The sequence below is a fragment of the Hymenobacter antarcticus genome, from assembly GCF_039539545.1.
Lineage (GTDB): Bacteria > Bacteroidota > Bacteroidia > Cytophagales > Hymenobacteraceae > Hymenobacter > Hymenobacter antarcticus.
Genome location: NZ_BAABDI010000035.1, coordinates 24,775 through 44,563, shown reverse-complemented (window position 1 = coordinate 44,563; position 19,789 = coordinate 24,775). Strand labels below are relative to the sequence as shown.

At 60.9% G+C, this 19,789-nt stretch carries 17 protein-coding genes; 11 read left to right on the top strand and 6 right to left on the bottom strand.

The features are described from left to right. Positions 1 to 71 precede the first annotated feature (71 nt). The 4 genes from ABD819_RS18735 to ABD819_RS18720 all read left to right on the top strand — a co-directional run bounded on the left by ABD819_RS18735 (position 72) and on the right by ABD819_RS18720 (position 3,091). Positions 72 to 1,118 (top strand): sensor histidine kinase, encoded by a 1,047-nt coding sequence (locus tag ABD819_RS18735; protein WP_345126799.1) that lies wholly within the window; start codon positions 72 to 74, stop codon positions 1,116 to 1,118. Continuing rightward, positions 1,118 to 1,858, top strand: coding sequence for a LytR/AlgR family response regulator transcription factor (locus tag ABD819_RS18730; RefSeq protein WP_345126796.1), 741 nt, complete (start codon positions 1,118 to 1,120; stop codon positions 1,856 to 1,858). Before ABD819_RS18735 ends, ABD819_RS18730 begins: the two co-directional genes overlap by 1 nt. A gap of 174 nt (positions 1,859 to 2,032) precedes the next feature. Next, the gene (locus tag ABD819_RS18725; RefSeq protein ID WP_345126794.1) at positions 2,033 to 2,395 is read left to right on the top strand and encodes a hypothetical protein; all 363 of its coding nucleotides are present in this window, start codon (positions 2,033 to 2,035) and stop codon (positions 2,393 to 2,395) included. A gap of 399 nt (positions 2,396 to 2,794) precedes the next feature. Further along, positions 2,795 to 3,091: a hypothetical protein gene (locus ABD819_RS18720; RefSeq protein WP_345126792.1), complete on the top strand. Its 297-nt coding sequence runs from the start codon at positions 2,795 to 2,797 to the stop codon at positions 3,089 to 3,091. Between the two features lie 41 nt (positions 3,092 to 3,132). Here ABD819_RS18720 and ABD819_RS18715 read toward each other — a convergent pair whose 3' ends face one another. Further along, positions 3,133 to 3,405, bottom strand: coding sequence for a hypothetical protein (locus tag ABD819_RS18715; RefSeq protein ID WP_345126789.1), 273 nt, complete (start codon positions 3,403 to 3,405; stop codon positions 3,133 to 3,135). Between the two features lie 24 nt (positions 3,406 to 3,429). Beyond that, positions 3,430 to 4,089, bottom strand: a complete 660-nt coding sequence (locus tag ABD819_RS18710; protein WP_345126786.1) for an outer membrane beta-barrel protein — start codon at positions 4,087 to 4,089, stop codon at positions 3,430 to 3,432. Positions 4,090 to 4,195: 106 nt separating this feature from the next. On the opposite strand from ABD819_RS18710, the gene ABD819_RS18705 reads away from it, so the two are divergent. Beyond that, positions 4,196 to 4,429, top strand: coding sequence for a hypothetical protein (locus ABD819_RS18705; protein WP_345126784.1), 234 nt, complete (start codon positions 4,196 to 4,198; stop codon positions 4,427 to 4,429). Positions 4,430 to 4,552: 123 nt separating this feature from the next. Here the strand turns inward: ABD819_RS18705 and ABD819_RS18700 are convergent, their stop codons facing one another. Further along, positions 4,553 to 5,278, bottom strand: a complete 726-nt coding sequence (locus tag ABD819_RS18700) for an outer membrane beta-barrel protein (protein WP_345126781.1) — start codon at positions 5,276 to 5,278, stop codon at positions 4,553 to 4,555. An 810-nt stretch (positions 5,279 to 6,088) separates the two neighbouring features. Here ABD819_RS18700 and ABD819_RS18695 point away from each other — a divergent pair. Then, positions 6,089 to 6,292 carry a hypothetical protein gene (locus tag ABD819_RS18695; RefSeq protein WP_345126778.1) on the top strand — a complete coding sequence of 68 codons (204 nt, stop codon included), beginning with the start codon at positions 6,089 to 6,091 and terminating at the stop codon, positions 6,290 to 6,292. A gap of 478 nt (positions 6,293 to 6,770) precedes the next feature. On the opposite strand, the gene ABD819_RS18690 is transcribed toward ABD819_RS18695, so the two are convergent. Continuing rightward, positions 6,771 to 8,885, bottom strand: a complete 2,115-nt coding sequence (locus tag ABD819_RS18690) for an SBBP repeat-containing protein (protein WP_345126776.1) — start codon at positions 8,883 to 8,885, stop codon at positions 6,771 to 6,773. A 310-nt stretch (positions 8,886 to 9,195) separates the two neighbouring features. On the opposite strand from ABD819_RS18690, the gene ABD819_RS18685 reads away from it, so the two are divergent. Continuing rightward, on the top strand, positions 9,196 to 9,453 hold the full coding sequence (locus ABD819_RS18685) for a hypothetical protein (RefSeq protein ID WP_345126774.1): 258 nt from the start codon (positions 9,196 to 9,198) through the stop codon (positions 9,451 to 9,453). Between the two features lie 53 nt (positions 9,454 to 9,506). Here the strand turns inward: ABD819_RS18685 and ABD819_RS18680 are convergent, their stop codons facing one another. Both ABD819_RS18680 and ABD819_RS18675 read right to left on the bottom strand, forming a co-directional pair. Next, positions 9,507 to 10,298: a toxin-antitoxin system YwqK family antitoxin gene (locus ABD819_RS18680; RefSeq protein WP_345126771.1), complete on the bottom strand. Its 792-nt coding sequence runs from the start codon at positions 10,296 to 10,298 to the stop codon at positions 9,507 to 9,509. Between the two features lie 50 nt (positions 10,299 to 10,348). Further along, the gene (locus ABD819_RS18675; RefSeq protein ID WP_345126768.1) at positions 10,349 to 12,832 is read right to left on the bottom strand and encodes a glycoside hydrolase family 31 protein; all 2,484 of its coding nucleotides are present in this window, start codon (positions 12,830 to 12,832) and stop codon (positions 10,349 to 10,351) included. A gap of 226 nt (positions 12,833 to 13,058) precedes the next feature. Between ABD819_RS18675 and ABD819_RS18670 the strand changes: the two genes are divergently transcribed. The 4 genes from ABD819_RS18670 to ABD819_RS18655 all read left to right on the top strand — a co-directional run bounded on the left by ABD819_RS18670 (position 13,059) and on the right by ABD819_RS18655 (position 19,668). After that, positions 13,059 to 14,369: a glycosyltransferase family 4 protein gene (locus ABD819_RS18670; protein ID WP_345126766.1), complete on the top strand. Its 1,311-nt coding sequence runs from the start codon at positions 13,059 to 13,061 to the stop codon at positions 14,367 to 14,369. A gap of 44 nt (positions 14,370 to 14,413) precedes the next feature. Beyond that, the gene (locus ABD819_RS18665) at positions 14,414 to 14,917 is read left to right on the top strand and encodes a YdeI/OmpD-associated family protein (protein WP_345126763.1); all 504 of its coding nucleotides are present in this window, start codon (positions 14,414 to 14,416) and stop codon (positions 14,915 to 14,917) included. 72 nt (positions 14,918 to 14,989) lie between these two features. Then, a complete protein-coding gene (locus ABD819_RS18660; RefSeq protein WP_425554036.1) occupies positions 14,990 to 16,888 on the top strand; it encodes a glycoside hydrolase family 13 protein in 1,899 nt (632 codons plus the stop codon). A 239-nt stretch (positions 16,889 to 17,127) separates the two neighbouring features. Continuing rightward, positions 17,128 to 19,668 carry a T9SS type A sorting domain-containing protein gene (locus ABD819_RS18655; protein WP_345126759.1) on the top strand — a complete coding sequence of 847 codons (2,541 nt, stop codon included), beginning with the start codon at positions 17,128 to 17,130 and terminating at the stop codon, positions 19,666 to 19,668. Positions 19,669 to 19,789 lie beyond the last annotated feature (121 nt).

Genomic DNA, 19,789 nt, shown 5'->3' with positions numbered 1-19,789 from the left:
AGGCAGGAGGCACCTTCACCCCCGTTTTTATGAACACATTTGCGCTTTCTCCACCCGCTCCCGCTTTTTCCATGCCCTTGCCCACGGCCCGCGTCAAAACCGTTCTGATTCATCTGGCGGTATGGCTGGCGTATTATGTCTTTGAAGTCGGCTTCGTGCTGCTCTTAGGGTCGCCGATGCCGAATGGGTGGGACACGGCCCTGAGCTGGTCGCTGTACGCCGGACTGATTTACGTGAATGCGCTGTGGCTATTCCCGGTGTTTTTGCAGCAGCGGCGGTATGTTTCTTACGGGCTGAGGCTGGTGGGAATACTGCTCATTTATGGGGCCCTCAAATGCGTGGTGAGCGGCCACTTGTTGCCGTATCTGGGAGTCACCAAGCTTGTGATGCCCTACGGCAACCTGTACAGCTTTCTGGCGATGAGCTATTTCCGGGCCTTCACCTTCCTGGCCTACAGCATGGTGTATGCCTACGCCACCTACGCCATTGGCATGCAGAAGCAGCTGCGCGAGCAGGAGCACCAGCTCCGCATCCAGGAGCGCAGCCTGCTCGAAGCCGACATCGCCTTTCTCAAGAGCCAGATTAACCCGCACTTCCTTTTCAACGCCCTCAACTTTCTGTATTCGCAGATTTACCCGCTCTCCGAGCCCACGGCCAAGAGCGTGCTGCTGCTCTCCGACATCATGCGCTACGCCCTGAACGAGGGCGGCGAGCAGGGCAAGGTGATGCTGGAAAAGGAGGTGCAGCACCTGCGCAATTACCTGGCCCTGAATCAGCTTCGCTTCGGCCACAATCTGCAGGTGCAGTTTGAGGTGGAAGGCAGCACGCAGTTTCTCATGATTCTGCCGCTGGTGCTCATCACCTTCGTCGAGAACTGCTTCAAGCACGGCGAGCTGTTCGACCCGCAGCACCCGCTGCTGCTCCGGCTGCAGGTGCGCGAAAACGAGCTCACGCTCTACACCCACAACCGCAAGCGCACCGGCCCCATCGAGCATTCCACCGGCATCGGGCTTGATAACACCCGCCGCCGCCTGGAGGCCGTGTACGCCAACCGCCACCGCCTCACCATCGCCGACGAGCCCACCACCTACGCCGCCCACCTTCACCTCGCCCTCTAGTGTTAAACTGCCTGATAGTTGACGATGAGCAAGGGGCCATCGATATTCTGCGTCAGTACGTGGAAAAGACGCCCTACCTCACCCTGGCCGCCACCACCACCAACCCCGTGGAGGCCCTGCGCCTGGCCGCCACGCTGCCCATAGACCTGGTGTTTCTCGACATCCACATGCCCCAGCTTTCCGGGCTCGAGGTGATGCCGCTGCTCACCGGCAAGTGCCAGGTTATCCTCACCACGGCCTACAGCGAGTTTGCCGTGGCCGGCTTCGAGCTCGATGCCATCGACTACCTGCTCAAGCCCATTGCCTTCGAGCGCTTCCTCAAAGCCACCCAGAAAGCCCTCAAAGCCCAGGCCCCCGTGACCCAGCCGCTGGCCGTGCCGCCCGACAACTACATCTTCGTGAAGGGCGAAAGCAAGGGCCGCATGCGCAAGGTCGCCTTCGACGACATTGTGTACGTGGAGGGCCTGAAAAACTACGTGTCCATCTACACCGAGCAGGAGCGCATCATCACCCTGCTCAACATCAAAGACCTGCAGGACCGCCTGCCCGCCGCCCAGTTCATGCGCGTGCACAAGTCCTACATCGTGTCGCTGCCCCACATCAAGGCCCTCGACGGCAACCAGATTCTGTTCCGCGACGGCAAGGCCGTGGCCCCGCTCGGCGACACCTACCGGCGTGGTTTCTTCGAGGCCCTGCAGCGCAACGTGGTGGGCGGCAAAGCCAGCGCCGGGCTCGACTAACCCCCGTCGCGGGCCTGCTGCCGCGCTTGTGGGCCCGTGTTGGTACCGCCAAAAAGCCGGTTGGTGTAATAAAATTCCATTGGCCCCTTCCCCTTCCTAGGTTTGTTTCATGCTACCGCGGTTTCGCTGCGGGCCGGGTAGCCCGCTGCTTTTCTCACCTCCTTTCTGCGCCCCATGTTCACGATTTCCACCCTGCGTACGGCCACCGTTTTGTTCGGACTGCTGGTGGCGCTGCCGGCCCGGCCGCTGCGGGCGGCGCCGCCCGTAGCCCGGCTTGCCCGCGTGGCCCCCAGCGCCGGCACCCGCCCCGACACTGCCGACACCACCACCGGCCGCCGCCGCTACGGCGTAATTCCCCGCGTGTGGCACCGCATCGCGGCCCCGCTGGCGGCCGCCCAGCGCCAACCCCTGCTGCACCTGCGCGTGGGCCGCTTCGCGCTGGCCGTGCAGTCGCCGGCCGAGCGCTGCGCCCTGGTAGTGTCGGTGCTGAAGCCGGATGCCCCCGGCGCCCCGCTCGCCTTCGGCCTCGGCTTCTAATGGCCCGGCCGGGCCACGCCCGCTCCTCCGTCCTATCTCGCCCCCGGCGATACCCCGACTGTACCCCTTTCCCATTTCCAACCACTGCCTTGCTCACCGCTTTCGGCTACCCACGAAGCCCCGGCAACTGCTGATTTCTACCCCTCAGCAACCGCAGACGCCCCGCTGGCCCCGAATTTACCCTTCGGCCCAGCGGGGCGTTTTGGCTGGTATCGCTGAAACCCAAGCGGCGGGAGGGGCAGCTTAAATCCGTAATAATTACACGCAACCTATGAAGTAGGCCGGCGGTCATACCCGAGCAACCCGCTTTTTGTCTTTCACATGAAAAACACTTTTACTTGGAGTCTACTACTGCTACTTATGGCAAGTGGGTGCCGGAAATGTGAAGAGGGCCCGGCCATGACTTCAGAATCCTGTGCCCCGGATAAGCAAGGGGTGAAAGCGGTTGCGAATGTGGAAGGCACCATTGGCTTCAATTCCAGTCTGCAACAATACTTTATCCGGCGGGCAATACCGGGCACCATTGACTCGGTAGATTTCGGCCTGCTTTGCGGAGCCGTACCCGCCAACCTACAAGTGGTGGGTACCACTGTGCTGTTCAGCGGCACTTACAAGCCCTACGACAAGCAGCCCCCGTTTGGTCCAGCCGGCCAGACGTATTATTACCTGGGACTGACCAAGGCCGTAGTGAAGTAGGCCCGCTGGCGCACCTCTGCGTAAAACGAAAGGCGCACTCCTTACTTGGTCGGCGTAGCGGCCCGCTGGCGGTAGGCATCTTCGGCCAGGTAAAAGACCGTTTCTCGCTGATACGGCTGCAAATCCCAGCTCGGCTGCGCCCGGGCTACACTCACGGCCGCCTGCTGCAGCGCGGTGAGCTGCGTGGGCGCGCAGATAATGCTGGTGGCATCAGCCAGCGGCTGGTGCCCTGATACAGGAACATGCCAGTGCGACCACCCCGGATGGTCAAACCCGGTGAAAACCTTACGATACCATCCGCGAAACGGCCACAACGCCCATACGAGTGCTACCCTGAACTACCGCAGCCGATAGTTTGCGCCGAGCGCCACGCTGCCTCCCGGCGCGAGCGGGATATAGAAATTGTTAGCGCGTTGATAGTTTAGATTCAACAATAGGTCAGCAGCCAGCTCCAGCCGGGAGCCCAACCGCAGGCGACTGCCCAAACCGAAGTCAAGATAGCCGTTTACACTCCGGGTGTTTAGTACGTAGCGCGGCTCGGTTTCGACACCACCGCCACGTTGACGCAGGTTGAAATAGCTCAAGTGTACGCCCGCCAGGCCCTCGACCCGAAAGCGGCGCGGCCGGGCAGCAAAAGCCCAGCGCATCAGCACGGGCACCATCAGCAGACTGGTGATATACTCGGCCTGCGGGTAGTAGTTGAACTGCCCCGACGGTATATCGGCCGGGGTGCTGCCCCGCCCGTAGCTCAGGCCCGCCTGCACGGCCAGACGGGGGCTAAACTGGTAGCCGCCGTGGCCGCCCACCGTAGCTGCCGCCGCCCCAAAGCCCATACCTTGTTCAATGATGTATATCTTATGGCTGAGGCTTGCCTGAGCGCCAACGTACCACTTAGCCGAATCTTCCGGCGGAATACCCTGCGCATGAGTGGCGAAGCTGCCCAGCAGCAAACTCAGGGCAATGCCAGCCCCAGGCAAATCCGTAAACAAAGTTTTCATAAATAAGGGAAGGAAATTGGATGGGCAAAGCTAAGCCCGGACGCGGATTAGCAAGACATTCCTTCTGTTGTTTTCAAATTCGCACAACCATCTATTGGACAACGATATGCACCATGGCCAAGCACCTCTAACTACCACTACCGGGATTGTATGTTGTTTTTCGCTGACGCCGTTCCTTGCCCGCTACTGGCTGGCAGCCCCGGCCGCATTCCAGTCCCCCTCCAACCTCTGCGGCATCGGCAAGGCCCGCTACGCCACCACCGACGCCCGCAAATACGAGGACTACGTGGTGACGGATACGCCCGCGCCGGCCGTGGTGCCGGTGCCGGGCAAGGCGTAGTTTTTGGCTGGGTTGGAATGAAACAGGGCACCCCGTGGGGTGCCCTGTTTTGGTTTCGCTCGTTCGGGGTTGCACGCCGGAAGTGGCATGGTAGCGGAGTACAACGCTGAAAAAGCGAGGCTTTTAGAGTGAAGCTGGAGTTACCTCCTTTTTATGCAAGGCGAAGCGGTAGCGAAGGCCCAGACCAAAGGCGCGGGTTAGCCCGAGAGAACTACCCGACACCTGCTGATGCAAGCCCGCCGGTACTGACTTTAAATTGCGGCTGAGCGTGTAGTCAAATACGCCTTCGAAATGCTTGCCAAACGGATAGCGTGCGCCCAACCCAGCCGTGGCGTAAAATTGGGTGGCATGGTCGCCGGAGTAGTATTCACGCACAGTTTGCCCGTCAACAAAATCGGCTCCATAAACGCTGAAACGTGAACTCACCAACGTCAGTCCTGCTAACACATCCACTTGTAACCGGGGATGCGGCCGTCGAATCAGCGAGTAGCGCATCAAAAGGACCGCAGCCTGTTCTCGTGAATCCGAACCCCGGCGACCGGAAACATATTGACCGCTGAGAGTTGTACCCGTATACGATGGGTCTTCAATTGAACTGCGATTTGAGGTAGTGTACCCAACCTGCACCGCCCATCGGCGCGTCAGGTGTGCGCCTGCCACTACTTGCCACGGTTTGATACCCAACAAACGCGGCGTGGTGCGGTAGAACATCTCATAGCTACCCATAAAAGTTTGCAAGCCGACATAGTAACGATTTTGCAAAGCAGCTTTGGCCTCCTGGGCCTGGCAGGGAAACTGCAGCAAGGGGGCACCGATAGCCATGACTAAGAAGAGAAATGCGTGTTTCATCGCGTGCATTGCTATTATTTTAACGATAGCAAAAATAAATGTAGTCCCCACCGGCCCCTTCGTTTAGGTCACGTGGGTATTTCGCCCACCCCGACGGAGGATACAGCGTGCTAATATTTCCCGATAGAATCCCCACTTCCCGAAAAGGACGATAGTTCGGCACGAATGGACTTTTGGATTGAAAGGAATAAATGTAATCTCCCCCCGCGCCTGCATTAAGGTCTATCGTGCCCCAGTACACATTAGAATTTTGATTGGGTACCCAAATATTGTAGAAATAAGGGTCCCCGGCCGGGGCATTAGTCAAACTACCGTATTGGGTCTGAAACGCCGTGAGAATGTCATTAGGACTTGAATACGCATAATTGTAGGTGTATTCCAAACCGTTCAACACTTGGGCAGGGCTTCGCTGGAAACACAGGTAAATTTCGTTACCGCCGGCCCCCTTATTGAGGTTTGCATCCAATTTGGTGTAACCGGCCCTACCCAACGTCACTTGCGTGCTTGTAGAACTGTTGGCCCCTACCACAATCTTCAAATCGTAAATGTAGCCATTCCCACCAAGCGTTTCAGAGGTCGTAAATGTGGAAACAACGCCTGGTCCGCCGCCGCAGCCTTGAGGACCCACATAGCAAGGACCGCACGGGTCGGATTCCTGAGCTTCGCAGGGTCATCGATGGACCTACCCGCCGTAGTTGCACTTGGCGTCGTTGTCCGCAAGGCGTACCTTTTGCTGGCATCCCGTAACGAGACATCCACTTTAGGGCGGGCCAGACGATGCCCTTCCGCGTCTATTGCGGCTTTTGTACCTTGGGCTACGTACTGGCCGATGGGGTCCGTGATTTCGCCACGCTCTACCCGTTCTACGAAACGCAGCCACGCGACCTGGGCTGGGGTGGTTTCGCGGGTCGCTTCAGCCGCAACTACCTGCGGCGCGGTGCGGGCTACCGATTGATTAGGTTCTGGCTGCGCTACTTTCTCGCAACCCCAAAGTGCAAGCCCCCCCCCCAATAATGCCACAGATAGGGCATGGGTAATTCTTTTTTTCATGGTGATGAATGAAATGTGGTGAAAAGACAACGCCAAAGCTAGGCAAATTTTCTACCGTCGCAAGCCGTTCAGCGAAAGAGTTTTTACGCTTGGATTTGCTTGCTTGAAGCGGATTACCTCATCGGCGCAGCCTCCGTTCCCGCCCCCACCACGTTCACGCGCACCTCGCTGAAGCCGACGGGCACCACGAGGCTGGGCAGCTTGAGGCCCGTTGCTTGAGTGGCTTTGGTCACGGGGGCGGCGGGGCCCTCTTTGCCCAAACCGATGCCCGCAAATACGAGGACTACGTGGTGACCGACGCGCCCGCCCCCGTGGTGCCGTGCCCGTGGTGGGCAAGGCGTAGGCGCAGGTTGTGTTTTGCTAAAAAAAGGGCACCCTACAGGGTGCCCTTTTTGTTTTTTATTACTTAATCAGCCTGGAATACTGGCTGTGCGGGAGCTGCCTAGTAGCTGAGCAGCTTGAGGCAGGCCTGGCCCTGGGCTCCTTTCAGCTGCAGGTAGCAGCCGTTGAGCTCGTTGAGCTGCGGCGAAAAATCAAGTTCAGCTGTGCCCGTGGCGGACACGCTGAGGGTGCCCGCTTTCACCTGCTTGCCCACCGCCGACAGCAGCCGGTATGTCACTTCGCCTTGCAGCGCGGCCGGTAGCAGCAGGTGAAAGCGGCCATCGGCCGAGGGGTTGGGGTAGGCTTGAATCTGGTCGGTCACGAACGGCTGGGATGGACTATCGTGGAAGTTATTAGCTGGCGGCGTGGCCGTCTGCCGTTTCCAGAACTCGATGCCAGAGAAGTTGGCCCAGCCGCCCGTGGTGGTGAGCTGCACGCTGCCGGTGGCCGCGAGCGTGACGGTATAGGGACCGAGCCGGGCCCAGGTGCCGGCCGGCCCGCTGTTGTAGTTACGCTGCACCACATGGCCATTCACATGCAGGCTGTAGACTTCCGCGTTGTTATCCTCCCACACGTAGGCATACACCTGGTAGGTGCCCGCCGGCACGGCCGAGAGCGTTACCCGCAGGTTGGGGCTGTACACGGCCGTGCGAATCATGCCCGTGCGGGCGGCATCGGTGGCCGGTATCAGCGCCACGCTCTGGTTCTGGAAGGCAATGCCATTAGTAGAGTAGTGCGGAGCCGTGCTGCCGGCCCAGGCGTTGCCGTCCAGCGTCAGGGCCGGGCCATTCAGATTAATGGCCCGATAGAAGGCGAACGTGCTGCCCCCGGGCACCGCCTGGCTGTATTTGACAGTGAGGAAGTCGTAGTTGGTGACGGGGTCCTGGGCGTAGCCCGTTACCAGCACGTTGCCGCTATTGTCCACGGCCAGGCCCATTGCCAGGCCTTTCAGGCCGGCTTTTAGCTTGGTCCAGACCACGGCGCCATCGGTGGCGGCGTAGCGCAGGGTGGCGTAGTCACTTTCGGCGCCGTTGTAGCTGGTTCCGGTCACGTACACCCCGCCGGCATTGTCCACGGCCAGGGCTTGGGCGAAGTCGGCGCCGTTGGCAGGGCCGTTGTAGCGGCTGGCCCAGCTCTGCGCGCCCGTAGCGGCCGCGTAGCGCACGGTGGCGTAGTCCGTTGCGGGGATGCTGGTAGTGCTGGAGCTGCTTCCGGTCACGTACACCCCGCCGGCGTTGTCCACCGCAATGGCGGCCACCTGGTCGTTGCCGGCACCATCGTAGCGGCTGACCCAGCTCTGCGCGCCTGTAGCGGCCGCGTAGCGCACGGTGGCGTAGTCCACATTTTTGAAATTGTAGTTGGTTCCCGTGACGTACACTCCGCCGGCATTGTCCACGGCAATGGCCCGGCCATAGTCGTACTGACTGACGGGGCCGTTGTAGCGGCTGGCCCAGCTCTGAGTGCCCGTGGCGGCGGCGTAGCGCACGGTGGCGTAGTCCGTCCAGGTGGTCGTGCCGTAGCTGGTACCCGTGACGTAGACCCCGCCGGCATTGTCCACGGCAATGGCACTGGCGTAGTCGTTGCCGTTGTCGGGGCCGTTGTACGTGCTCACCCAGCTCTGCGCACCCGTGGCCGCCGCGTAGCGCACGGTGATGTAGTCGCTGCTGCCAGCACTGGTGCTGCTTTGGCCCGTGATATACACGCCGCCGACGTTGTCTACGGCCAGGGCGGTGGCGTTAGCGGGGCCGTTATATGTACTTAGCCAGCTCTGCGCCCCCGTAGCAGCATCGTAGCGCACGGTCACCGGGCCGGCGTTGCTGGTACCGGTCACGTACACCCCGCCGGCATTGTCCACGGCAATGGCGCTGGCTCTTGCTCCGCTGTACTCGCGTACCCAGAGCTGCTGCCCGGCTGGCGAATACTTGGCCGTGACCCATTTTGATGCGCCTGCTCCATTATCGCTGGAATTGCCGGTCACGTAACTGTTGCCGGCATTGTCCACGACTACCGCTGTGGCCATATCATTCGCGCTGCCCGGGCTGTCGTAGCGCGTGGCCCAGGCTTCCGTGGCCTGCTGTGCCCGCAGTGCCGGAGTGATGAACAAACCGCAGCAAAGCAGCAGCAGACGTATGCAAGCGGTGCGGGAGTGAAATCGGGAGTGGCGAGTACGGCTCATAGCATGAAGGAAAGGAGTGAAAAACAAGCACAGTCAGTCATTGGCCTTCCCATTGACGGGTGGCAGCATGGTGCCGGCGTGGACAAGACGTACCACTTCCGGGAACGAGAATCTACTTTGCCTCCGTGGCGGGTAAGGGGAGCGGGAGCCCCGGCGAGTGGTGGCTGGGGTTAAGGAAGGACAACCACCAATTTGATATAATATAAATATAGTTATTTAATATTAAATATTATGAATTTACTTTTCAATTCATGAAAAACTGTTTGAATGGTACTATGACAGCTAATGAAGCTGTTTAGGAAGTCCTCTGTTGGCCATGCTCGATGCGCTGGCCGCCTCAGCCACGGAGTTTCTGGCCCGCCTGGGCGAGCAGCAGGACGCCGAAACCGCCCGGGGCCGCGCCGCCGACGTGCGCGTGCTGGCCGGCAACGCCCTCTACACCGAGCTCATCGACCTCTGCGGCATCGGCAAGGCTCTCTACGCCACCACCGACGCCCGCAAATACGAGGACTACGTGGTGACCGATACGCCCGCGCCGGTGGTGGTGCCGGTGGTGGCGGAGGCATAGCTTTTGGGTTGGTTGGAATGAAACAGGGCACCCCGTGGGGTACCCTGTTTTGGTTACCTAATCTTCGTTTCAGACTTATTGGCTTTATTCATTACCCAAAAGTTATGTTTAAACCAATATAAATTCGTCCAAATAGTGTCGCTATTTTTTCGTGCCCACTGCTCATAAATTATTCCTCGGACAACGTGAGTACCCACGGAAGGTCTGTGTATTGTATATCTAGTAAGCGAATAAATCCCTTTCGTACTGTCCAACCCTAATATTCTAGGTCGCAAAGACACAGTGACGTGGTTGGAACGGCGGTTACCTAACCGGATTTCAAACTCATAATCACTCCCTTGGCTTATAGTATCTGCATCACTGAGGAAAATTGGGCGGATATAACTTGTATCAGTTAGGCCATTAGGATGCCATGCGCCAAAATCTATGCGACGCCCTTTGTCAGTGCGAACAATAACTTGCCGTAACTCTCCATTTGGGTAGTAAACGCGGGAAGTATCAATAGTAGTCTCCCCCAACATCGTTTTCTTGAACCATATTTTTCCATTAGGAAAGTATCCAGTCACAAGCCCATTAATGCTGTCATTCTTCCAAATTTCGGCGGATTCCAGCTTACCAGTGGCGTCATACCTTTTAAGCAAGCCATTAATATGACCACTCAGAAAGGGCACCGTTTTTATTCGCGTGCCGTCCGGCCGGAAATACGTACTGGTGAACTGGCCTTCATTATTCAGTGAGTCAGTCCATTTGATTTGTCCATTGGAATAATATTTGAAATTATCATTAGGCCGGCAAGAGGCGAAAAAACCAACGATTACATAAAAGGCAAGAGTGATTTTTTTCATAATTCAAGCATAAAAAAGGCGTTTTACAGAACGCCTTTTTTGATTAATGCTTAAGCAGCAGGAGCAACCGGTACAGCCCCCTTACCCGCCACGGGCGGCACCACGTTCACCCGCACCTCGCCAAACGCCACGCCCACCACGAGGCTGGGCAGCTTCAAACCCGTTTCTAAAGTGGCTTCGGTTACTTCGGCGGCCTGGCCGTCGGCAGTTACTTCGATGGGGCCGGCCACGCCGTGCAGCACCACGCGGTAGGTGGCGTAGCTGGGCTGGAAGTCGCCTTCGATGGCCTGGGTGATAACCAGGTTGTTTTCGGAGCCGGTGACGGTGAAACGGCGCAGGGTTTTGTGGCCGGTCTCGTAGGCGTAGCCTTCGCCGCCGTCGTCGTAGTGCACGCTCTCGGCGGTGCCGTTTTTGTAGTACACGTGCAGGGTGAGCTCCTCGATGGCGCGTTCGCCCACGTATTGCAGCACGGGCTGCATGGGGAGCACCGCCCCGGCGCGCACGAAGAGGGGAATGCGGGTGAGGTCGGCGGCGGCCCAGACTTCGGCCCCGCCGCTGGTGGGGGCATCGGTCCAGTAGTAAAACCAGTCGCCGCGGGGCAGGTACATCCAGCGGCCTTCGGCCCCGGGCTGGGTGATGGGGCAGACCAGCAGGTTATCGCCGAGGCCGAATTCGGCCATGCGCAGGTAGGTTTCGGTGTCGTTCTGGTCGAGGAAGGTGAGCGGGCGCAGCATGGGCGTGCCGGCGGTGGCGTACTGCCAGAAGGCGGTGTACATATAGGGCAGCAGGCGGTAGCGCAGCTCGATGAAGTGCCGGGCCACGTCGGTCACGGTCTCGCCGAAGCTCCAGGGCTCCTGGTCGCCGTGGTCGCCGGAGCTATGGGTGCGGAAGAACGGGTGGAAGGCCCCCAGCGCAATCCAGCGGGCGTAGAGCTCGCCGGTGGGCGTGTCCACGAAGCCGCCGATGTCGCTGCCGATGAAGCTGAAGCCCGAGATGCTCAGGCGCTGGCACTGGATGTTGGCCAGCCAGAGGTGGTCCCAGGAGGCGATGTTGTCGCCGGTCCAGCCCGAGGAGTAGCGCTGGCCGCCACTGTAAGTGCTGCGCGTGATGGTGAAGGGCCGGTTGGGGTAGCTGAACTGCTTCACGCCATCGTTGGTGGCGCGGGCCATCTGCATGCCGTAGATGTTGTGGGCCTTCTGGTGCGAGGCCGAGTGGCCGTCGTAGTCGAAGCGCACATCGGGCGGGAAGGTGCCTTTTTCGAATACCGCCGGCTCGTTCATGTCGTTCCACACGCCTTTTACGCCGATGTCCTGAATCAATTCCTGAAACAGACCGGCCCACCACTCGCGCACGCGGGGCGCGGTGAAATCGGGGAAGTTGCAGAGGCCGGGCCAGACGGAGCCCTTCATCAGCGGGCCATCGGCGCGGCGGCAGAAGTAGTTGTTGGCAATGCCTTCCTGGTACACCGGGTACTCGGGGTCAATCTTGATGCCGGGGTCGATGATGACGATGGTTTTGAAGCCGTCCTCGGCCAGCTCCCGCACCATGCGCTTAGGGTCGGGGAAACGCTCCTGGCTCCAGGTGAAGCAGCGGTAGCCCTCCATGTAATCGATGTCGAGGTAGAGCGCGTCGCAGGGAATCTTGCGGTCGCGCAGGCCCTTGGCTATCTCCTTCACGTTGCTCTCCGGGAAGTAGCTCCACTTGCACTGGTGGTAGCCCAGCGTCCAGAGCGGCGGCAGCTCGGGTGGGCAGGTGAGCAGGGTGTATTCCTGGGTCACCTCCATCAGCGTGGGGCCGTAGATGAAGTAGTAGTTCAGCTCGCCGCCCTGGGCCCAGAAGCTGGTCACATCGGCCCGCTCGGCCGCGAAGTCGAAGCTGGCTTTAAAGGTGTTATCGAAGAAAATGCCGTGCGCGATTTTCTGGTGCAATACGTGGTAGAACGGGATGTTCTTATACAGCGGGTCGGAGCCCTTCACGTAGCCGTAGGTGTCGGAGCCCCAGTTGGTGAAGCGCTTGCCGCGCAGGTTCATGTTGTCGGGCTTGTCGCCGAGGCCGTAGTAGTGCACGCCGGCGGGCACCTGCTTGCTCATCTTCACGATGTCGTTGCCGGTGTCGTAGTCGTACTCCCAGTGGAAGCCCTTTTCGTCGTCGCTGAGGATGGTGCCGGAGCGGTCGAGCACGCGGGCCTTCAGGTTCTCCTTCTGAATGATGCAGATGAGACGGGCCGTGGTGAGGCGGTAGTGGTCGGGCTTCTCGCGGAATTCCACTTGGTCGGGCGTGAGGCGCGACACGGCCTCGGCGGGCACGGCGTAGGAGAAATCGGGCGAGAGCGGGCCGTCGGTGAGGTAGCGGAAGCGCAGGATTTTGTCGCTCAGCACGTGCAGCAGCAGGCGCACGCCGTTCTGGCAATTGAATAGAAAGCGGTTATCGTCGAGCTGGTCGGCGCGAATAACTTCGCCGGGATAATGTTCCTGGTGGCTTTGGGCCGCCAGGTCGTTCACCATGTAGTTATTTTCCTGAATCGTGGTATCCATAAAGTAATTCTAAGCAAAAGGCAAAAACGAACCGCAAGGCGGGCAAAAAAACACCGACCAGGCCGGTTGCGGACAGAATAAGTACGCAAGTTACTTTTTTCCGGACCGGCCGGAAAGGTTTTTTGCCAAGATGTGGCCCCGCTGGCGTAGCATTGGGGGTTGATAGGTCGCAACGCCCCCGCCCGGGGGACCAGTGGCCCGATTCCGCGTTTCCCTTTCCCTGCCCATGACTCCGCCCGATTTTTCCGTCTTGCTGCTGGCCTGGGACGATGCCGACCCCAGCGTGGCCGTGCTCGGCGGGGCGGCCTTGCCTCCTACCCTGCCGCTGGTGTACCAGCTGGCCGCCCGGCAGCCCGTGGTGGCCGTGTTTCCGCACCTGCCGGCCGGCACCGCATCGGCCGCGCCCTCGCAGGCAGCGCCGGAAACCACCGCCTCCATCGAGCCGAAAACTGACGCAACCACCGCAGCAACCGCAGCCCCTGAGGCCCCTGAGGCACTTGAAGCAGCGAAAAGGGCTTTTGATACCACGGTGGCCTTGCCCGGCGTGCAGCTGCTGCCAGGCCAGGCCGCTTCGCAAGAATCGGCAGCTTCATCGCGGCCCTCACGCATTATCGGGCTGGCTGACCTGACACCCGCTGGCAGCTCCCTGCTGGCGGTATCGGCCCAATTATCGGGCGGTGCAAGTCCGGCGGCCCAGCCCCCGGCAGCCTCACGCAGCCAGTGGCCCACCGGCGCAAATTCTCCCGCCGCCAGCCGCCCCTGGCAAGCGCCCGCCGCCCCGTATCTGGGCGCGCAGGCCATTCAGGTTTTCCCGCCGCCGCCGCCCGCCCCGCCCCGGCCCGGGACTGCAGAATCAGCGGCCGATACCCCAGTCATTACGGCCGGGCAAACTATCCAGCCCCGGTCTCACCCCCAGGCCGGCGACCTGAATTTCGACCCCGACCCCGAGCTACCCGCCCTGCGCCGCCCCGCCATCTTCGATGAGCCCACGGAAGCAATAGGCTCCGCCGAAGCCCTCGACCTGGCCGCTCCCGAGGACGACCTCGTGCCCGATGCGCCGGTGCCGGCCGCAGCGGCACTGGTTGCGGCAGTGGCTCCGGAACCAGCGCCCGCGCCAATCGCAGAGGTCGCGCCGGTCGTGCTGGTGCCCGCGCTGGAGGGCCTGAACTTCCGCATGATTCAGTACGCCCGCCAGGCCGCGCAGCTGGTGCGCGGGCGGGCTGATTTCGGCGTGATTTACGCGCCCAGCTGGCCCGCGTGGCTGGCCGCGCTCGAAATCCGCAACAGCTCGGGGCGGCCGCTGGTGCTGTATGCCGCCGGCCTGGCCGCCGACCTGCCCAACCCCGCCGAGCGCGGCTGGCAGCTGGAAATAGAACGCATGACCATGCGCCGGGCGCGGCTTATTCTGGTGCCGACGGAGGTCCTGCGCCGCCGCCTGCTGGCCCTCTACGGCAGTACCATCAGCGAAGTGCGCGTGATAGCAGCCGCCAACGAACCGGCCGTGCAGCAGGTGCTGCGTGAAGTGACAGCGGGCTGAAAAATAGCGGTAGCTGGCGGCGCAATGGCTTACTTTGCCTCCCCATGACTATTTCACCCCAGCCCCAGCCCGGCCCCACGCCGCCCGAACACGAATTTGAAGCCGTCATAGAAGCCGGCGATGGCGACGGCAGCGTGTTCGTGGTACTACCTTTTTCGGTACCCGAAGTATACGGCAAGCGCGGCCAGGTGCCCGTGCAGGCCACTTTCGACGGCTACCCCTACCAGGGCAGCGTCACGCCGCTCGGCGATGGCCATCACGCCCTACACATCCTCAAGCAAATCCGCAAGGCCATTGCTAAAACGGTGGGCGACACAGTGCACGTAACCCTCTCCCGCGACGTGGCCGAACGCAAAATGGAAGCCCCCGCCGACCTGGCCGAGCGCCTGGCCGCCGAGCCCGCCGCCGCTGCCTACTTCGCCAAGCTGGCCTACACCCACCAGCGCGAATACGTGCGCTGGCTGGAAGGAGCAAAAAAGCCCGAAACCCGCACAAAGCTCCTCGGTGAAATAGTGGAAATGCTGGCGCAGGGCCGCAAGCGCGGATAATTACCTCGTCAATAATAAAAAAAACGGTCATGACGCCCTTCTGTATAATTCCTTTTTCTGTTCGCGCCCACCATGTTTAAGCACTTGAAAAATCGCCTTCTGCTGCCCTTTATCGCCCTGCTGCTGCCACTAGCGGCCACCGCCCAAACCGCTGCCATCGACCGCGTGAACCCGACCAACTGGTGGGTGGGCATGAAAAGCCCCAACGTGCAGCTGCTGGTGCACGGCCCCGGCGCGGGCACGCTGGCCTACACCGTGAATTACCCCGGCGTGAAGCTGGTGAAAAGCAGCACGGTTGAAAATCCGAACTACGCCTTTCTGGACTTGAGCATCTCCCCTACCGCCAAGCCCGGCCGGGTGCAGCTGGTGGGCAAAAAAGGCGGCCAGACCGTGACCCAGAGCTGGGAAATAAAAGCCCGCGACAACGCCCCCAAAGGCCAGGGCGTGACCGCCGCCGATTTCATCTACCTGGCCATGCCCGACCGGTTTGCCAACGGCGACCCGAGCAACGACAAGTTTGCCGACATGCGCGACCCCAACATGGACCGCGCCAATACCTTCTTCCGCCACGGCGGCGACCTCGCCGGGGCCGCCCAGCGCATTCCCTACCTCAAAGACCTGGGTGTGACGGCCATCTGGTTCACCCCGCTCACCGAAAACAACCAGCCGCTGACCAACGAGGGCGGCACCATGCGCGCCTCCTACCACGGCTACGGCTTCACCGACCAGTACAACATCGACAAGCGCTTTGGCGGCAACGCGGGCTACAAAAGCTACGTGCAGCAGGCCCACGCCGCCGGCCTGAAAGTGGTGCAGGATGCCGTGTACAACCACGTGGGCAACACCCACTGGATTTTGCAGGATTTGCCCATGAAAAGCTGGCTGCACCAGTGGCCCACCTACACCAATACCACCTACAAGTACCAACCCGTCACAGACCCGCACGCGGCCCAGTCGGACCGCAAAAACACCCTCGACGGCTGGTTTGTGCCCTTCCTGCCCGACCTCAATCAGCAGAACCCCTACGTGGCCAACTACCTGATTGAAAACGCCATCTGGTGCGTCGAGAACTTTGGCATCGATGCCTGGCGCATCGACACCTACATGTATAACGACCAGCCGTTTATGAACCGCTGCAACGCGGCGCTGCTGGCCGAGTACCCGCGCCTGCACATCTTCGGCGAGTCGATGGTGAACAACGTGGTGGACCAGTCCTACTACACCCGCAACACCATCGGCTTCCCCTTCAAATCGAACCAGCCGGGCACCATCGATTTCGTGCTGGAATACGCCATGCTCGCCGGCCTCAAGGAAGTGGGCTCGCCCAATGCCGCGGGCTGGGACAACGGCGCGCAGCACGTATATCAGGCCCTGGCGCAGGATGCCGTGTACCAGGACCCCACCAAGCTGGTGACCCTGCTCGACAACCACGACCAGAACCGCTTCCTCTCCGAAGTCGGCGACGACCTCGACAAGTATAAGATGGGCCTGACCTGGCTGCTCACCACCCGCGGCATCCCGAGCATGTACTACGGCACCGAAATCCTGATGAAGAACTTCAAGGACCCCACCGATGCCGAGGTGCGCAAGGATTTCCCCGGCGGCTGGGCGGGCGATAAGGAGGACAAGTTCACCGCCGCCGGCCGTTCGGCCCGCGAAAACGAGGCCTTCGACTTCGTGAAGAAACTGGCCACCTACCGCCGCGACCACAAAGTGCTGCACACCGGCAAGCTGATGCAGTACCTCCCGCAGGATGGCCTCTACGTGTACTTCCGCTACGATGCCACCGGCACCGTGCTGGTGGCCAGCAACACCACCGATAAGCCCGCCAGCCTGCCCACCGCCCGCTTCTCGGAGCGCATGGCTGGCTTCAGCAAAGCCCGCAATGTGCTGACGGGGGAAAGCCTGAGCAGCGTGGCAACTCTGCAGCTGCCTGCCAAAACCGCCGTGGTGCTGGAGCTGGGGAAGTAGCGGCAGATTCGAGCATTATTGCTTGCTTATGCACTCCAAAAGTTAAGATGGAGCAATTTTTGGGGTGAACCGAATGCACCTGAACTACAAGGTTCGTGCGGTTCACCCCAAGCTTTTCATTGTCTCCATTTGTGAAAAAATCTACCTGTCGTTTCTGCCTGTGTGTCCTGTTACTTCTCGGCCCTAAGCTTACCTACGGGCAAGGACCGACTGTTGACCCGACCTTTTTTTCCGGACAGGTGTACCAACCCGGTACCGTGACCCAGGCCCAGCGCCAGCCCGACGGCCAAACCCTGCTGCTTGGTCCTTTCCAGCGGGTGGCCAGCCAGGCCAGCAGCCAGTTGGTTCGCCTGTTAGCCGGCAGCACGCAGCCCGACCCAGCATTTCAAACCAACGTGGCGGGCCTGCAAGGACAGATAGACCGAATGGCGCTACTGCCCAACGGCAAAATCCTGCTCCTGGACAACGTCTACTACGGCATTCCTACCGGTTCCGGGGTCATCACACTAGGAAGCGTGAGCCGACAGGCGCTGCTACTGCTCAACGCCGACGGTACGCCGGATGCAGGCTTCGATGCCGGCCTGTCGGTTTTCGCCTCGGTGCGCCAGGCGTTGCCGCAGCCCGATGGCAAAATCCTGCTCGTGGGACGCTTTCCGGCCACAATAACTCAAGCAGGCCCCTGCCTTATAAGGCTTAATGCCGATGGCAGCCGCGATACAAGCTTCCAGGCCGTCGGGTTCGCTGACAACACCGCAAGTTATAGCCTCCCCTTTTTCGTAGCGTTGCAGCCCGATGGCAAGCTGCTCGTGACCGGCCCTTTCGCGGCAGCGGACGGCCAGCCCCAGCAGGGCGTGGCGCGGCTGCTGCCTACCGGTGCGCTCGACCCAACGTTTCAGTCCGCGCTGCCGCCAAACACGGACGTATTCACTGTAATGGTGCAGCCCGATGGCAACCTGCTGCTGACCTGTGCTGGCGCTCTGTCAACCCCAAACGTAATCCGTCTGCTGGCTACAGGCAGCATCGACCCGACCTTTCAACTGGGAGCGCGCTTCAATTACGGTTTTTCCGCTTCCGCCATCATTGCGCCGGTGGTGCAGCCCGATGGTCGGATACTCATCGCGACGCGCGCCACGGCCTTGGGCAGCACTCCCACCGGGCGGGTGGTGCGGCTGTTGCCCACCGGGGCACTCGACCCCAACTTCGATAACGGCCGGGCAGCGGCAGGCAAGCCCAACAGCAACGCCAGCACCTGGTATCCCGGTTCGGTGCAACTGCTGCCCAACGGGCAGGTGCTGGTGGCAGCAGGCCGCTTACCGGCTGAGCTGTTCCGCTACGCGCCCCTGGCCACGGAACTGCCCGTAGGCGTGGTTCTGCTAAATGCAGATGGCAGCCGTGATGCCAGCTTTGCCCCCCTGGTGCAGGAAGACGGGCGCGTGAATGACATGGCTTTGCAGCCCGATGGTAAGCTTTTGGTCGGCGGGTCGTTCTCCGAAATCAATGGGACACCCGTGCGCAACCTCGCCCGGCTACAGCCCAACGGACTGGTCGACGCCTCATTTGCCGCAGTTGCCGATGCCCAAGTACTAGCCCTTGCGCTACAGCCCGATGGGCGGTTGGCCGTTGGTGGCGACTTTGACTACCTGAATGGTGTGGCCCGTCCCGCCTTGGGGCGCGTACTGTCCACTGGTGCAGCTGACGCGTCTTTTGTACCGCCCATCGCCCCTGCCCCCACCAATGGTACCGGGGCCTTACCTACCAGCATACAACGGCTGGCCCTGGACCCGGCTACCGGAGGTGTGCTGGCCGCCGGTGATTTCCGGGTACAACAGGGTAGCACCACTCGTGCTGCCGTGCTGGCCCGGTTTGCGGGTGCTACTGGTCAGGTAGATGCCTCGTTTCAGTCAACAGCTCCGCCCAACGGCTTCCAGATACAGGACATGGTGCCCCAGGCCAACGGCGCGCTGCTGCTGGCAGGGCAATTGCCAGTTGGCGCTACACTGAGTGCGCCCATCTGGCGGCTGCTCCCCACGGGAGCCCTCGACCCTGGCTTCACGCTGACTACTTCTTCCTTTGGCGAGCTGGCCCTGGCAGTGGCTCAGGATAGCCAGGGCCGCCTTTACCTCACCGGTAATTTCGAAAACCTGGGGGCTCCGGGCAACCATTACATGGCCCGCCTGCTGGCTAACGGCTCGCCCGACCCCTCGTTTCAAGTGGTGCTGCCCGGCTCGTCGCCGCTGGCCAACACCGTGGTGGTGCAACCCAACGGGCGGGTGCTGCTGGGCGGCACATTGCCATCAGGAGCCTTCAACTCGGAAGGCACCCTGCGCCTGCTGCCCACGGGAGCGTTGGATACCAGCTATAACCCCTCGGCCGGCCCCATGGGCGGGGGCGGCCGCAACGGATATGTGCGCCGCCTGTTGCTCCAGCCCAACGGCGCTATTCTGGCGGCCGGTGCGTTTCCGCAGGTTGGCACCCTGCCCATCAACGCCTTGGTCCGGCTCACCGATGCCCATGTACTGGCCATCGGCCACCAGCAGGCAGCCGCTCGGCTAGCGGCTTGGCCTATCCCAGCTCATGAGGTGCTGCATTTGTCTTTGGATGCAGCTAGCCGCCCCCAGCGAGTGGAACTGTTCGATGCGCTCGGCCGGGTCGTGCTTACCCAACCGGTTTCTAACTCCGAATTGAGCTTGAACACTGCCGCTTTGCCAGCTGGGGTATACCTGTTGCGCGTACGCTACGCTCAAGCAGTCCCCGGGACGCGCCGCGTGGTAGTGGAGTAGGAGTTCTGCTAAACAAGTGAATTTATTCACTAATCAAATCTTAATCTGATTGGTAAATGACCTTCGTTCCATCGATTAGATTCTTACTGCCGCTGGCCGCAGTCTAAGCGAAGCGACGACT